Raw genomic sequence first — 14,770 nt, 5'->3', positions numbered from 1 at the left:
GCTAATTCCACATCATGCAAAAAACAGATTAATACTATTAATATTTGTATATAGACACTTTTTCAGTCCCCAAAGTGTAATAATTAGGCGATTGCAGCCAAGTCCGCGGAAAGCGCCTGTCTGTAGCGGAACATCCAAATCTGAATAGTGAAAAGTCAATGTGTTAAAATGTTCGTATTTAAAAATCGATAATAGATTTAAGAAATTGATTTATTTAAAATTTAGTTTTGTATATTGAAAATTAGGTAGAATACAGATTTCATATTCAATTAATCTATCACTATTTAATAGTATATAAAAAAATTGCGAATAAATGTTCGCTTTTTTCTTGTGTTTTTCTCAAAAAAGAAGTATAGTAGAGACAGAAATATAAGAGAACGCATTTTGAAGGAGGAACTAGATTGGACGAACGTAAAGCGGCATTAGATATGGCTCTTAAACAAATTGAAAAGCAATTTGGTAAAGGGTCTGTTATGAAATTAGGAGAACAGGCAGACCGTAAAGTTTCTACATCTTCAAGTGGCTCTTTAGCACTTGATACAGTACTTGGAGTTGGTGGTTATCCTCGAGGTCGTGTTATTGAAATATATGGACCAGAAAGTTCTGGTAAAACTACAGTAGCACTACACGCAATCGCAGAAGTACAAGCAAATGGAGGTCAAGCAGCATTTATTGATGCTGAACATGCTCTCGATCCTGTTTATGCTTCTAAACTTGGCGTAAATATTGACGAATTATTACTTTCTCAACCAGATACTGGTGAACAAGCCTTAGAAATTGCAGAAGCACTTGTACGAAGCGGTGCCATTGATATTATTGTTATCGACTCAGTAGCAGCACTAGTACCAAAAGCAGAAATTGAAGGCGAAATGGGCGACTCACATGTTGGCCTTCAAGCACGTTTAATGTCACAAGCATTACGAAAATTATCTGGTATTATTAATAAGTCTAATACCATTGCTATTTTTATTAACCAAATTCGTGAAAAGATTGGTGTTATGTTCGGTAACCCGGAAACAACTCCAGGTGGACGTGCGCTTAAATTCTATGCTTCTGTTCGATTAGAAGTGCGTCGTGCAGAAACGATTAAACAAGGTAATGATATGGTTGGTAACCGCACGAAGATTAAAGTTGTAAAGAATAAAGTTGCACCGCCATTTAAAACAGCTGAAGTTGATATTATGTATGGCGAAGGGATTTCAAAAGAAGGAGAAATTATCGATATCGGTGTTGAAAAAGATATCGTGCAAAAAAGTGGTTCATGGTATGCCTATGAAGATGAACGTTTAGGACAAGGCCGTGAAAATGCTAAGCAATTCCTTAAGGAAAACCCGGAAGTTCGTGATGAAATTGCTCAAAAAATTCGTGTTGCTTCAGGTATTGCTGGAGATGAGTATGATGTACCAGAAGAATTGGAAGATGAAGTAGACCCAACATTATTTGATGAAGAATAGTTTCGTTCGAAAGACCCCTTCAAGGATTATTGAAGGGGTCTATTATATATATCCAAAAACTGTGAATCCTTGACAGGTCTATATTTCAACTATACAATTAACTTGTATTATTTCTAAACTTGAAATGAAATTGGCACTATATTGAATAATCAATGTAAAGCCGACTGAAACAGAATATGAAAACAGCAAGAGGAGGTGTTCGAATGATAGAAATCATCATCTCCGCTTTGCTTGGACTCATCGTCGGTGCCGTTGTTATCTATTTCGTCATGAAAAAAGTGAACGATTCAAAAGTGACAGGTGCAAAGAATTCTGCAGAACTTATTATTGAAGAAGGTAAAAGAGAAGCGGAAGCTCTTAAGAAAGAAGCACTACTTGAAGCAAAAGATGAAACTCACAAACTTCGAACTGAAGCAGAAAATGACATCCGTGAACGCCGGTCTGAGCTTATGAAACAAGAGAACCGGTTATTGCAAAGAGAAGAAAATCTTGATCGCAAGGATGACGCTCTGAATAAGAGAGAATCAGGATTAGAGCGTAAAGAAGAGGCTCTAGCTGAAAGACAACAGCATATTGTACAGATGGAAAGCAAAGTGGAAGAACTTGTTGCCAAACAACAATCCGAAATTGAACGCATTTCAGCATTAACTCGCGAAGAAGCAAAAGCAATCATCTTAAAACAAGTAGAAAATGAGTTATCAACTGATATTGCCGTCATGACAAAAGAAGCTGAAACACGTGCAAAAGAGGAAGCTGATAAAAAGGCACGAGAAGTTTTATCACTTGCCATTCAACGCTTTGCAGCAGACCACGTTGCTGAAACGACTGTGTCTGTCGTTAACTTACCAAACGATGAGATGAAGGGTCGTATTATCGGACGTGAAGGTCGTAACATCCGAACACTGGAAACGTTAACAGGTATTGATTTAATAATCGACGATACACCAGAAGCAGTAATCTTATCTGGCTTTGATCCAATTCGTCGTGAAACAGCCCGTCTAGCACTTGAAAAATTAGTTCAAGATGGCCGTATTCACCCTGCGCGTATTGAAGAAATGGTAGAGAAATCGCGCCGTGAGGTAGACGAACAGATTCGTGAGACTGGTGAACAAACAACTTTTGAAGTAGGAATTCATAATTTACATCCAGATTTAATGAAAATTCTTGGTCGTATGAAATATCGTACAAGCTATGGTCAAAACGTCTTAAAACATTCTGTAGAAGTAGCACATTTAGCTGGTTTACTTGCAGCTGAATTGGGTGAAGACGTGATTTTAGCTAAACGAGCAGGTTTACTGCACGATATAGGTAAAGCAATAGACCATGAAGTAGAAGGAAGCCATGTTGAAATAGGTGTGGAATTAGCATCAAAATATCATGAGCATCCTGTTGTGATAAATAGTATTGCATCTCATCATGGTGACACAGAACCAACGTCTGTTATTGCAGTATTAGTGGCAGCTGCTGATGCATTGTCTGCAGCAAGACCAGGAGCGCGAAGTGAAACTTTAGAAAATTATATTCGTCGCCTCGAAAAACTGGAAGAAATTTCAGAGTCATACGAAGGTGTAGAAAAATCATATGCAATTCAAGCGGGCCGCGAAATTCGTATAATCGTACGTCCAGATCAGATTGATGATTTAGCATCACATCGATTAGCACGTGATATTCGAAAACAAATTGAGGATGAGCTTGACTATCCTGGACATATTAAAGTAACAGTAATTCGTGAAACTCGTGCTGTTGAATATGCAAAATAGTCTTAAATGCTGAAGCTGCTCGTTCAGACTTGAATGAAGCAAAGGTCTAACCGCGGAAGCTTAATGGGATTATTTATTAAAACGTACATCAAAAGAAGATGTACATTTCTAAAATTTAATTGACAAAAGGCTTCTTTGAACTTCGGTCGAGAAGCCTTTTTTAATGGGAATGGGTGTATAAAATGAAAGTACTATTTATTGGAGATATAGTAGGGGATATTGGCTTAGATGCAGTTGAATCCTATTTACCACGATTAAAAAGAAAATATAATGTTGATGTTGTCATTGCGAATGGAGAAAATGCAGCCGCAGGTCGAGGTATTACAAAACGTATTTATCAAGATTTACTCATGATGGGTGTAGATGTTATTACAATGGGGAACCATACATGGGACCAAAAAGAAATCTTTGACTTTATCGATGATGCTGACTATTTAATCCGTCCTGCTAACTTTTCAGATGAAGCACCGGGTAAAGGAATGGTTTCCGTAACGAAAAACGGTCAAACTATTTCAATCATCAATTTACATGGTCGCACATTCTTGCCACCACATGGTGATCCATTTGCAAAAGCAGAAGAATTAGTTAATGAAGCAAAAAAAATATCTCCACTAGTTTTTGTAGATTTTCATGCAGAAACTACTAGTGAAAAAATTGCTTTAGGTTGGCATTTAGATGGCAAAGCATCAACAGTTGTTGGTACACATACACATGTACAAACAGCAGATGCACGAATTTTCCCTGGAGGAACGGCATTTATTTCAGACGTAGGGATGACTGGACCTTATGATGAAGTACTTGGTATGAAAAAGGAAAGCGTACTTTATCGATTTAAAACAAATATGCCAGTACGTTTCGAAGTACCAAAACAAGGTAGAGAAGTATTTAGTGGCTTCTTTGTAGATCTTGATAATAAGACTGGAAAAGCTAATAACTTTGAAAGAATTTATATAAACGCAGATTATCCTTTCGTTCCTTAATTTAGTCTATATCATGCATGAGGTGCATACAATGTTCCATGGACAATCAAAATGTCCCTGATTTTTCAAACTAAGGGAGGAATAGTTGTGGATTCATTGAAAGTATCGTCTCGCTCCAATCCGAATTCAGTAGCAGGTGCATTAGTGGCAGTGATAAGAGAGCAAGGATATGCAGAGATGCAAGCAGTTGGGGCAGGTGCCCTCAATCAGGCGGTGAAAGCGATCGCAATTGCGAGAGGTTTTGTAGCGCCGAGTGGTACTGATTTAACATGTTCACCAGCATTTACTGATATTTTAATAGCTGGTGAAGATCGAACAGCTTTAAAATTACTCGTCGAAAAAAAAGGACGATAAGAAATAAAAGCTGAACGCGCTTGTTTAGCTAGATGGCTTATAAAAATACCGGATAATTTCCGGTATTTTTTTTTGGATTTGAAAGAAAATATACATAAACCGAACAATTATCATTACATTTTCATGAACATTCATTTCAGTCAAAGGTCTGATTTTAAATGAAATCATCTAATAACGATAGTGTCATACGCATGTTCATGATAAACTTATGAAAGATAAAAAAGCTTTGACGTTATATATTAAGGAGATGTTGATAATGTTACATCAGCTTTCATGGAAAGTCGGTGGGCAACAGGGGGAAGGTATTGAAAGTACAGGAGAAATTTTCTCAACTGCGATGAACCGCTTAGGTTACCATTTATATGGATATCGCCACTTCTCTTCCCGTATCAAAGGTGGCCATACGAATAATAAAATTAACGTACGTACATCAACTGTACATACGATTCCAGATGACCTAAATATTTTGGTTGCATTTGACCAAGAAACAATTGAGGTTAACTATAAAGAATTAGCAGCTGAAGGAGTAATTTTAGCAGATGCTAAATTTAATCCTGAAAAACCAGAAGATTGCCCAGCTGAATTATATGTCGTACCATTTACAGAAATTGCTACTGAACTTGGTACTTCACTTATGAAAAACATGGTTGCAATCGGTGCAACAGCTGCACTAATGAATCTTAAAGATGAAGTCTTCCAAAGTGTTGTCGACGAAATCTTCGGCCGTAAAGGTGAAGCTGTTGTACAAAAGAATATGGAAGCTATCGCTAAAGGTCATGAAATGATGGATGGATTGCTAAAAGATCAAGTTGGTAAATTCGAACTTGAACCTGGAGATGGCAAACATCGTTTATTCATGATTGGTAACGAAGCTATTGCACTTGGTGCACTAGCTGCAGGTTCTCGTTTAATGAGTGCATACCCTATTACACCAGCATCAGAAATTATGGAATACTTAATTAAAAAATTACCTAAATTTGGTGGTACTGTTATTCAAACAGAAGATGAAATCGCAGCTGCAACAATGGCTATTGGTGCAAACTACGGTGGTGCACGTGCATTCACAGCATCAGCAGGCCCTGGTCTTTCACTTATGATGGAAGCACTTGGTCTTGCAGGTATGACAGAAATACCTTTAGTTGTCGTTGATACACAACGTGGTGGCCCATCTACAGGTCTTCCAACAAAACAAGAACAATCAGATTTAATGGCAATGCTTTACGGAACTCACGGTGAAATTCCAAAAGTAGTCATTGCACCATCAACTGGTGAAGAAGCATTCTACGATACGATTCAAGCATTCAATATTGCAGATGAGTTACAATTACCAGTCATCTTACTGTCAGATTTACAATTATCACTTGGTAAACAAACAGTTGAACCTTTTGACTACTCTAAGATTACAATTAATCGCGGTAAATTAAATATGGATGAACTTCCTGAAATCGAAGACAAACAATACTTTAAACGTTATGCAGTAACAGAAGATGGTATTTCTACACGAGTGGTTCCAGGTCAAAAATACGGTATTCACCATGTAACTGGTGTTGAACATAACGAAGAAGGAAAACCTTCTGAAGCAGCAGGCAACCGTAAGACTCAAATGGACAAACGCTTCCGTAAATTACAACATGTACATTTTGATACACCAGTATTTACAGATGCACCTAACGAAGAAGCCGATGTATTACTTGTAGGTTTTGGTTCTACAAAAGGTGCATTAGAAGAAATCCGTCCAATGTTAGATGCAGAAGGCGTTAAAACAAACCATGCACATATTCGTTTAATTCACCCATTCCCAGTTGAAGAAATGAAGTCATTAATCAATCATGCGAAAAAAGTGATTGTTGTCGAAAATAATGCGACTGGTCAATTAGCTAATGTTATGAAATTAAACATGGGTCATCATGATAAAATTGTAAACTTAACAAAATATGACGGTACGCCATTCTTACCAATGGAATTACTTGGCCGTGTAAAGGAGTTGCTAACAGATGGTAACATTTAAGGATTTTCGTAACACTGTAAAACCTAACTGGTGTCCAGGATGTGGTGACTTTTCAGTGCAAGCTGCCATTCAACGTGCTGCAGCAAACCTTGAAATCGTACCACATGAACTTGCGGTAGTTTCAGGTATTGGATGTTCAGGCCGTTTATCAGGTTATATTAACTCATATGGCTTACATGGTATTCATGGTCGTGCATTACCAATTGCTCAAGGGTTAAAAATGGCTAACCGTGATTTAAATGTCATCGCTACAGGTGGTGACGGAGATGGTTTTGCAATAGGTATGGGCCATACAATCCACTCAATCCGTCGTAATATTGATATCACTTACATTGTCATGGATAACCAAATCTATGGTTTAACAAAAGGTCAAACTTCACCACGCTCTGCTGCTGGTTTTATTACAAAATCAACACCAGGTGGCGCAATCGAACCATCACTAAAACCGTTAGAAGTCGCTCTATCTTCAGGTGCTACATTTGTTGCACAAAGTTTCTCAACAGACTTAAAAGAGCTAACAGCGATTATCGAAGCAGGTATGAGACATAAAGGCTTCTCATTTATCAATGTATTTAGTCCATGTGTGACATATAACAAAATCAACACATATGACTGGTTCAAAGAAAACATTACAAAACTTTCAAGTATTGAAGGATACGATTCTACAAATCGTGCTGAAGCGATGAAAACTGTAATGGAACATGAAGGTCTAGTAACAGGTATTATCTATCAAAACGAAGATGAACCTTCATATCAAGAAAAAATTATTGGTTACAATGAAGAACCACTTAACAAAGCAGACATTATGATCAAAGAAGAAGAATTAAATGAACTAATGAAAGAGTTTATATAATTTCAAGTTCTTTTAAATCTATATTCCATAATTAAAGTAAAGGGCTATTTAATAAGTCCAAAATAAGAGACAACGAAAATATTTTTTCGTTGTCTCTTTCTTCTTTCTTCTATTTCGTCAATTTAAAAATGCTTCATTTTGACGAAACAAAGACATTTCAAACTCATATCTTGTAGGAATAGACTATCATTCAGTATAATAGGATAATGGGTACTCGAACGAAAGGAGTCTACCGATGAATGAAGAACAACGACTTGCTAGTCAACAAGTAAAAACTACAAAGTCTGCTTCTACAAAAACAGAAAAAGACTATAGCAAATATTTTCAATCTGACTATACAGCGCCATCTTTAAAAGATGCAAAGAAACGTGGGAAAGAAGACGTACAATACCACAACGACTTTAAGATTGATGAAGAATTCATGGGTATGGGAACAGGTCGCAAATTTTTAATTCGCACATTTGGTTGCCAAATGAACGAACATGATACAGAAGTTATGGCGGGCATTTTTATACAGTTGGGATATGAACCAACAGAAGATGTTGAGGAAGCTAATGTTATTTTAATGAATACATGTGCTATTCGTGAAAATGCTGAAAATCGTGTTTTTGGTGAGCTTGGCCACTTAAAACCATTAAAACTAAAAAATCCAGATTTACTGATTGGTGTTTGTGGCTGTATGTCACAAGAAGAAGCAGTCGTAAAGAAATTATTAAAAACGTACGATCAAGTAGACATGATTTTTGGTACACATAATATTCATCGCTTACCAGACATTTTGAATGAAGCATATCTATCTAAAGAAATGGTTGTAGAAGTTTGGTCTAAGGAAGGAGATGTTATCGAAAACCTTCCAAAAGTGCGTAAAGGTAATACAAAAGCATGGGTTAATATTATGTACGGTTGTGACAAGTTCTGTACGTACTGTATCGTACCTTATACTCGTGGTAAAGAACGTAGTCGTTTACCAGAAGATATTATACAAGAAGTTCGAAGTTTAGCAGCACAGGGCTATAAAGAAGTGACTTTGCTTGGACAAAATGTCAATGCCTATGGTAAAGACTTCGAAGACAGAAACTATCGTTTGGGAGATTTAATGGATGAATTACGTAAAATAGATATTCCTCGAATTCGCTTTACGACTAGTCATCCTAGAGACTTTGATGATCATCTAATTGAAGTACTTGCGAAAAAAGGAAATTTAGTAGAACATATTCATTTACCAGTGCAATCAGGTTCTAGCGAAATGTTGAAAATTATGGCGCGTAAATATACACGTGAGAGCTATTTAGAATTAGTACGTAAGATTCGAAAAGCTATACCGGATGTTGCACTAACTACGGATATTATTGTAGGCTTCCCAAATGAAACAGAAGAACAATTTGAAGAAACACTATCTCTATATAAAGAAGTAGGCTTTGAAATGGCATACACATATGTTTATTCTCCCCGCGAAGGTACTCCTGCAGCGAAGATGAAAGACAATGTACCATTAGAAGTGAAAAAAGCACGACTACAACGTTTAAATGAAGTTGTAAATGAATACTGTGGTCAATCCCTAAAAAAATTCGATAGTTTAATTGTTGAAGTATTAGTTGAAGGTGAAAGTAAAAAAAATCCAGAGGTATTAGCTGGATATACACGAAAAAATAAACTCGTAAACTTTGTAGCGCCAAAAGAAGTCATAGGAAAACTTGTTAAAGTTAAAATTACTGAAGCAAGGACATGGTCTTTACAAGGCGAATTTATCGAAGTAGTATCGAGTCAAGAGGTGAAAGCATAATGACAGAAAAATTATTTACAAAAGAAGATATTATTGAAAAAGCACACGAGATTGCACATATGATTGCCAACACAGAAGAAGTTGAATTTTTCAAACGTGCAGAAGCACAAATTAACGAAAATCAATTTGTCCGCGAAAAAATTGCTAGTTTAAAAAGCTTACAAAAACAAGCAGTAAACTTCCAACATTATGGAAAAGAAAAAGCTTTAAAATTAATTGAAGAAAAAATCGCAAAAATCGAGGAAGAAATCGATGAGCTTCCAATTGTAGTTGAATTCAAACAATCACAAGGTGATGTCAATGATTTGTTACAACTTGTAGCAAACTCAGTAGCCAATAATGTAACAGATGAAATAATTGGGGCAACTGGTGGAGATATTTTACGTGGTGAAACAGGTTCAAAAGTTCGCAACTCAAAACCTGGAAGCTGTTCATAAGAGTAATTGTTAAAGGGTCCGAAGAAAAGCATTATTTTTTCGGACTTTTTATATACATAGACGATAAAGTGAAGGGATGAGGCGATAATCGCTTCATCCCTTTTCGAATATTATATAAATGTCTCATTTTATGACAAAAATTATTGAATAGAATTTATTACTTATTGATGATCAGAAGTCTATAGGTATTTATTTTTTTATTTAAGAATTAGGCACCCCCTAGGCAAAAGCCGCATATGATGTGGTGAACGGAAGCAAAGGAGGAATCATGCTGAGACAGTTACGCCATATTGTGACAAAAGCAGTGATTGCAAAGGGCAAAAAAAGAACGGAATGTAGTGAAACTTTACGTCCACCAAATAGTCCATCAAGTATTTTAGGTTGTTGGGTGATCAATCATACTTATCAAGCAAAGAAAAATGGCAAGTTTGTTGAGGTAACAGGTAAGTATGATATTAATGTATGGTATGCATACAACAATCATACTAAAACTGCAGTATTTTCTGAATCTATTCCATATCGTGAACGGATTAAACTACATTATCGAGATGAAGAACCAACAGGAAAAGAAGAAGTGTATATCCGCGTACTGCAACAACCAAATTGTATTGAAGCGGTTATTGCACCTGATGGTGATCATTTTGTAGTCACTATCGAAAGAGAGTTGTTAGCGGAAGTTGTTGGAGAGACAACAATTTGCATTAATATTCATCCAATGGATTTTGAAGAAGAATGGGATTTTGAAGAAGAAAGCTCATCATCAAGTTCATCATCAGAACAGCATAGATCATCAAGCACTTCATCATCGGATGTATCAAGTAATTTAGAGTCATCATCATTCCGTAAAAAATAAGCAAAAAAAGTCGGGAGTTTCACACCGACTTTTTTTGTATAGATTACATACTTACAGGGCAAAAAAGTATTACTGTTCAATAACAGAAATAATAATAAATTTTTTTTCGAAAATAGCATTGATTTGAGAAATTTTTTTCCTTATAATAAAGCTAATGAAAATGCTTACATTTTATAAAATACGAATATATAAATCATGGAGGATATAATAATGGACGCATACTTATTAATTATTACATTATTAGCGATAATTATTGTTATAGTCGGTGTATCAGTTTTTAAATGGCATGCATTTATCAGTCTGCTAATTGCTAGCCTATTCCTTGCTATTTTCACTGGGATGAATCTTGATGAAATTGTGAAAGCATACGAAACAGGTGTTGGCGGTACATTAGGGCACTTAATTGGAATTATCGCACTTGGTGCTATTTTAGGTAAAATGTTAGCTGAATCTGGTGCAGGTTTAAGGATTGCCAATTTCTTTATCAAAGTTTTTGGTGAAAAGAAATTACCTTGGGCTATGTTCTTTTCTGGGTTTGTTATAGGGATTCCAGTGTTCTTTGAAGTTGGGATTTTAATCTTACTTCCATTGGTTATATCAATTCAAAAAGCTTCTAAGAAAAATATCTTATTGATTGCATTACCAGCCATTGCAGGATTATCGATTGTACATGGTTTAGTACCACCACATCCTGGTGCAGTAGCTGCAATTGGAATTTATAACGCTAATCTAGGTAAAGTACTTCTTTATTCATTAATTATTGCGATTCCTGCAGGTATTATCGGTGGTCCACTTTTTGCAAAATATATTAGCAAACGTGTAACTCCTGAAGAAGAGCCTGAATTTGTACATGTAGAGGAAAAAACTGAAGATCAATTGCCAAGTACATTTATCTCATTCTTCTCTATTTTACTACCAGTTATATTGATGGTTCTTGGAACATTGTCACCTTATATGCATGTAAGTAAATCGCTTGAAAGTGCGTTTACTTTTATCGGTAGTCCTTTAATTGCATTACTTATTTCAGTTTTCTCAGCTTATTATTTCCTTGGTTTTAGACTTGGACAAAATAAAAAAGCAATTAAGAAATTTACAGAGGATTGCTTAGTTCCGGTTGGCTCCATAGTATTAATCATTGGTGCTGGTGGCGGGTTTAAACAAATCCTAATTGAAAGTGGTGTTGGTGACACAATCGGTCATTTAGCACAAAACTTCTCTGTTTCACCATTGGTATTAGCATTCATCATTGCAGGGTTAATTCGAATTGCTACAGGTTCTGCAACAGTTGCACTTACTACAGCTGCAGGCATTGTCTCACCAATTATTGCGAATATGCCTGATGTTAATTTAGAACTTCTTGTAATCGTAACGGGTGCAGGATCATTAATGTTCTCACATGTAAATGATGCAGGTTTCTGGATGGTAAAAGAATACTTAGGCTTATCCATAAAAGAAACATTTAAAACGTGGACAGCCCTAGAAACAATCCTTTCATTCGTAGCATTTGTATGTGCATTAATTCTGAATGCATTTGTTTAATAGGTAAGGTGTTTTAGACGGGATGGAGAAGATTTTGTATTAATCACAAAGTCTTCTCCTTTTTCTTATATGCGGGTGTGTGAAATGGCATGTCTTATTTTTTTTAGTGCATGATTTGCATCGTCTTTATGTTGAACCATGGTGTTGACATAGAGTGCATCGATTATACTTAATTGCCCAATTCTTGAGGACAAAGCTTCAGAGCGAAATTCTGTTTCCTCTGAACTTGTACAAAGAGCGACGTCAGCTAATTGACTAATTGGTGATTTTGGGAATCCTGTAATGGCAATTATAGAAGCACCATGCTCTTTTGCAGTTTTTGAAATTTGAAGAGTATCTCGATTTCGTCCAGAATGAGAAATGACAACAGCTAAATCATCTTTTGATAATTGAGAAGCAGACATAAGTTGGAAATGAGAATCTATAAAAGCAAAGCATTTAATACCTGTACGTATAAATTTATGATAAGCATCCATAGCAATTACAGATGAGCCACCAGTTCCATAAAAGTAAATATGTTTTGATTGATTCATTAACGTTACTGCTTTTTTAATTGAGACTTCATCTAAAATATGCATTGTATTTTCGAGTGTTTGAATATTCGATTTAAATATCTTTTCGAAGACGGTTTTTTCATCATCGTTTTCTGATATTTCTTCATGAATTTGTTGAATAGGTGTAATGGCTTCAGAGGCCAATGCAATTTTCATCGCCTGATAACCTTTAAAACCTAAGCGCTTACAAAAGCGAAAAACAGTTGCATCCGCTATATTTAAGTCAGCTGAAACTTCATTAATAGTTTTATTAATAATATGAGATGGGTCTTCTTGAATATAGTCTGCAATTTTCTTTTCCTTTTCGCTTAAACGAGGGTAAAGAGAATTTATTTTCTTTACAGTGTTTTGTGTCATAAACGAGTTCCTTTCAAATAATAATCGTATCTGTAGTATAACATAATTTGTTAGTTGAAAATTTTTTTCTAATTTAAATTATGAAAATGAAATTATTTTTAGTATAATGAAATTAAGAACATGGAATAGAAATTTAAAGAGGAGCGTTATAGATGAATATCGGATTAATTGGATTAGGAAAAATGGGTTACAACCTAGGTTTAAATTTAATGAAACATAAACATACAGTATATGCTTTTGATGTAAATAAAGATGCATCTAAAAAGTTCTCAACTGAAGGTGGAAATACCTTTGTTTCATTACAAGAACTAGTTGATGCACTACCAAAACCACGCGTAGTTTGGATGATGGTTCCAGCTGGTGATATTACGAATAATACTATAGATCAATTAAAGGGAATTCTTGATGAAGGTGATATTTTAATCGATGGCGGTAATTCCCATTATAAAGAAGCTATTCGTATTGCTGAAGATTTACGTGAAAAAGGAATCTTCTTCATGGATATCGGTACAAGTGGCGGTACTTCAGGTGCGTTAAATGGTGCTTGCATGATGATTGGTGGGGAAGAACAAGCATTTAAAGTAATCGAACCTTTTATCCAAGATATTTGTGTCGATAAAGGCTATTTATATGCTGGTAAAGTAGGAAGCGGTCATTTCTTGAAAATGATCCATAATGGCATTGAATATGGAATGATGCAAGCCATTGCTGAAGGCTTTGAAGTATTAGAAAAAAGCCCATATGATTATGATTATGAAAAAGTTGCGGAAATGTGGAATCACGGCTCTGTTATTCGTTCTTGGTTAATGGAATTAACACAAAACGCATTTTCTAAAGATCCAAAACTAGATGAAATTAGAGGCATTATGCATTCTTCTGGTGAAGGTAAATGGACAGTTGAAACTGCTCTTGAATTAAAAGCACCAGTTCCTGTTACAACACTTTCACTAATGATGCGCTATCGTTCATTAGAAGAAGATACATTTACAGGTAAAGTAGTCGCAGCACTTCGTAACGAATTTGGCGGACATGCTGTTGAGAAAAAATAAATAATTAATAATGAATGGGGTAGTTATCATTTCCGATGCTAACTAGCCTTTTTGTTTTGAAAAAAATAATCGTTTATTAATGCTATTTAATAGAATAGGTATCAGATTTTTCCATTTAAAGATATAATAACTCTTAATATGGAAAAACAAGAAAAACATCTTTGTTATTGGAAATAGAAAGGAGGCGTTTCAATGTACTTTATTCAAATGTCTGGTTTTCCTGGATCCGGAAAATCAACTTTAGCAAAAGAAATTGCTAGCCGTGAAAATATGATTATTGTAGATCATGATATTGTAAAATCGGCTTTAATAAATTCTATAGGAGAAATCGCTATTGATTTTCAGACTACAGGACAAATTGCGTACAATGTTGATTGGGCATTAATTGAATTTTATTTATCCCATGGATGGAGTGTGATTTTAGATAGCCCATGTCTTTATGAAGAGCTAATTGATAGAGGGGTAGAATTAGCAGCGAAATTTAATGTGAAATATAAATATATAGAGTGTTACATAGATGACTATGATTTAATCAATAATCGACTAGCTACAAGGGAGAGACTCATAAGTCAAATTCCTCAAATACATTCCAAAGAAGCATTTGAACATACGATTAAAAATAGTAAAAAACCAGATAATTTAGAAATCTTAAAAGTGGATACTAATCAGCCTTTGTCAAATTACATTCCACTTGTAATGGAGTATATAATGAAATAAATATTATATTAAGACAAAAAAATACAAAACAAAAGAGCAATACTACTGATGAGAGTAATATTGCTCTTAGTT

Annotated in this window: 13 protein-coding genes; 12 read left to right on the top strand and 1 reads right to left on the bottom strand. The window is 35.3% G+C overall.

The window, feature by feature from the left end; genetic code table 11:
- Positions 1-401: 401 nt before the first annotated feature.
- From recA to ABE048_RS14905, 10 genes are all read left to right on the top strand, one after another.
- Positions 402-1,454 carry a recombinase RecA gene (gene recA / locus ABE048_RS14950; RefSeq protein ID WP_430312061.1) on the top strand — a complete coding sequence of 351 codons (1,053 nt, stop codon included), beginning with the start codon at positions 402-404 and terminating at the stop codon, positions 1,452-1,454.
- A 203-nt stretch (positions 1,455-1,657) separates the two neighbouring features.
- Positions 1,658-3,214 (top strand): ribonuclease Y, encoded by a 1,557-nt coding sequence (gene rny / locus ABE048_RS14945; protein ID WP_430312060.1) that lies wholly within the window; start codon positions 1,658-1,660, stop codon positions 3,212-3,214.
- Between the two features lie 182 nt (positions 3,215-3,396).
- A complete protein-coding gene (locus tag ABE048_RS14940) occupies positions 3,397-4,194 on the top strand; it encodes a TIGR00282 family metallophosphoesterase (RefSeq protein ID WP_430312059.1) in 798 nt (265 codons plus the stop codon).
- Between the two features lie 87 nt (positions 4,195-4,281).
- On the top strand, positions 4,282-4,548 hold the full coding sequence (locus tag ABE048_RS14935) for a stage V sporulation protein S (RefSeq protein WP_119414357.1): 267 nt from the start codon (positions 4,282-4,284) through the stop codon (positions 4,546-4,548).
- Positions 4,549-4,804: 256 nt separating this feature from the next.
- A complete protein-coding gene (locus ABE048_RS14930) occupies positions 4,805-6,556 on the top strand; it encodes a 2-oxoacid:acceptor oxidoreductase subunit alpha (protein WP_430312058.1) in 1,752 nt (583 codons plus the stop codon).
- Positions 6,543-7,409 (top strand): 2-oxoacid:ferredoxin oxidoreductase subunit beta, encoded by an 867-nt coding sequence (locus ABE048_RS14925; protein WP_430312057.1) that lies wholly within the window; start codon positions 6,543-6,545, stop codon positions 7,407-7,409. Before ABE048_RS14930 ends, ABE048_RS14925 begins: the two co-directional genes overlap by 14 nt.
- Before the next feature lie 235 nt (positions 7,410-7,644).
- The gene (gene miaB / locus ABE048_RS14920) at positions 7,645-9,192 is read left to right on the top strand and encodes a tRNA (N6-isopentenyl adenosine(37)-C2)-methylthiotransferase MiaB (protein WP_430312056.1); all 1,548 of its coding nucleotides are present in this window, start codon (positions 7,645-7,647) and stop codon (positions 9,190-9,192) included.
- Positions 9,192-9,629, top strand: coding sequence for a RicAFT regulatory complex protein RicA family protein (locus ABE048_RS14915; protein ID WP_430312055.1), 438 nt, complete (start codon positions 9,192-9,194; stop codon positions 9,627-9,629). The genes miaB and ABE048_RS14915 overlap by 1 nt, the downstream gene beginning before the upstream one ends.
- Before the next feature lie 271 nt (positions 9,630-9,900).
- Positions 9,901-10,482 (top strand): outer spore coat protein CotE, encoded by a 582-nt coding sequence (cotE, locus tag ABE048_RS14910; protein ID WP_430312063.1) that lies wholly within the window; start codon positions 9,901-9,903, stop codon positions 10,480-10,482.
- Positions 10,483-10,692: 210 nt separating this feature from the next.
- On the top strand, positions 10,693-12,021 hold the full coding sequence (locus ABE048_RS14905) for a GntP family permease (protein ID WP_430312054.1): 1,329 nt from the start codon (positions 10,693-10,695) through the stop codon (positions 12,019-12,021).
- Positions 12,022-12,086: 65 nt separating this feature from the next.
- Here the strand turns inward: ABE048_RS14905 and ABE048_RS14900 are convergent, their stop codons facing one another.
- On the bottom strand, positions 12,087-12,932 hold the full coding sequence (locus tag ABE048_RS14900; protein WP_430312053.1) for a MurR/RpiR family transcriptional regulator: 846 nt from the start codon (positions 12,930-12,932) through the stop codon (positions 12,087-12,089).
- 152 nt (positions 12,933-13,084) lie between these two features.
- On the opposite strand from ABE048_RS14900, the gene gnd reads away from it, so the two are divergent.
- Both gnd and ABE048_RS14890 read left to right on the top strand, forming a co-directional pair.
- On the top strand, positions 13,085-13,981 hold the full coding sequence (gnd, locus tag ABE048_RS14895; RefSeq protein WP_430312052.1) for a phosphogluconate dehydrogenase (NAD(+)-dependent, decarboxylating): 897 nt from the start codon (positions 13,085-13,087) through the stop codon (positions 13,979-13,981).
- A 192-nt stretch (positions 13,982-14,173) separates the two neighbouring features.
- Positions 14,174-14,698 carry an AAA family ATPase gene (locus tag ABE048_RS14890; RefSeq protein WP_430312051.1) on the top strand — a complete coding sequence of 175 codons (525 nt, stop codon included), beginning with the start codon at positions 14,174-14,176 and terminating at the stop codon, positions 14,696-14,698.
- Positions 14,699-14,770: the final 72 nt, after the last annotated feature.

The organism is Rummeliibacillus pycnus (assembly GCF_050459865.1).
In the GTDB taxonomy this organism is placed as follows: domain Bacteria; phylum Bacillota; class Bacilli; order Bacillales_A; family Planococcaceae; genus Rummeliibacillus; species Rummeliibacillus pycnus_B.
The sequence above is the reverse complement of the archived record's forward strand: the minus strand, read 5'-3'. Positions and strand labels throughout refer to the sequence as shown.

Bases quoted from the DNA above. Each gene is read 5' to 3' on its own strand.
- rny (WP_430312060.1), top strand. From the start codon at position 1,658: ATGATAGAAATCATCATCTCCGCTTTGCTTGGACTCATCGTCGGTGCC.
- ABE048_RS14940 (WP_430312059.1), top strand. From the start codon at position 3,397: ATGAAAGTACTATTTATTGGAGATATAGTAGGGGATATTGGCTTAGAT.
- ABE048_RS14930 (WP_430312058.1), top strand. From the start codon at position 4,805: ATGTTACATCAGCTTTCATGGAAAGTCGGTGGGCAACAGGGGGAAGGT.
- ABE048_RS14925 (WP_430312057.1), top strand. From the start codon at position 6,543: ATGGTAACATTTAAGGATTTTCGTAACACTGTAAAACCTAACTGGTGT.
- miaB (WP_430312056.1), top strand. From the start codon at position 7,645: ATGAATGAAGAACAACGACTTGCTAGTCAACAAGTAAAAACTACAAAG.
- ABE048_RS14915 (WP_430312055.1), top strand. From the start codon at position 9,192: ATGACAGAAAAATTATTTACAAAAGAAGATATTATTGAAAAAGCACAC.
- ABE048_RS14905 (WP_430312054.1), top strand. From the start codon at position 10,693: ATGGACGCATACTTATTAATTATTACATTATTAGCGATAATTATTGTT.
- ABE048_RS14900 (WP_430312053.1), bottom strand. From the start codon at position 12,932: ATGACACAAAACACTGTAAAGAAAATAAATTCTCTTTACCCTCGTTTA.
- gnd (WP_430312052.1), top strand. From the start codon at position 13,085: ATGAATATCGGATTAATTGGATTAGGAAAAATGGGTTACAACCTAGGT.
- ABE048_RS14890 (WP_430312051.1), top strand. From the start codon at position 14,174: ATGTACTTTATTCAAATGTCTGGTTTTCCTGGATCCGGAAAATCAACT.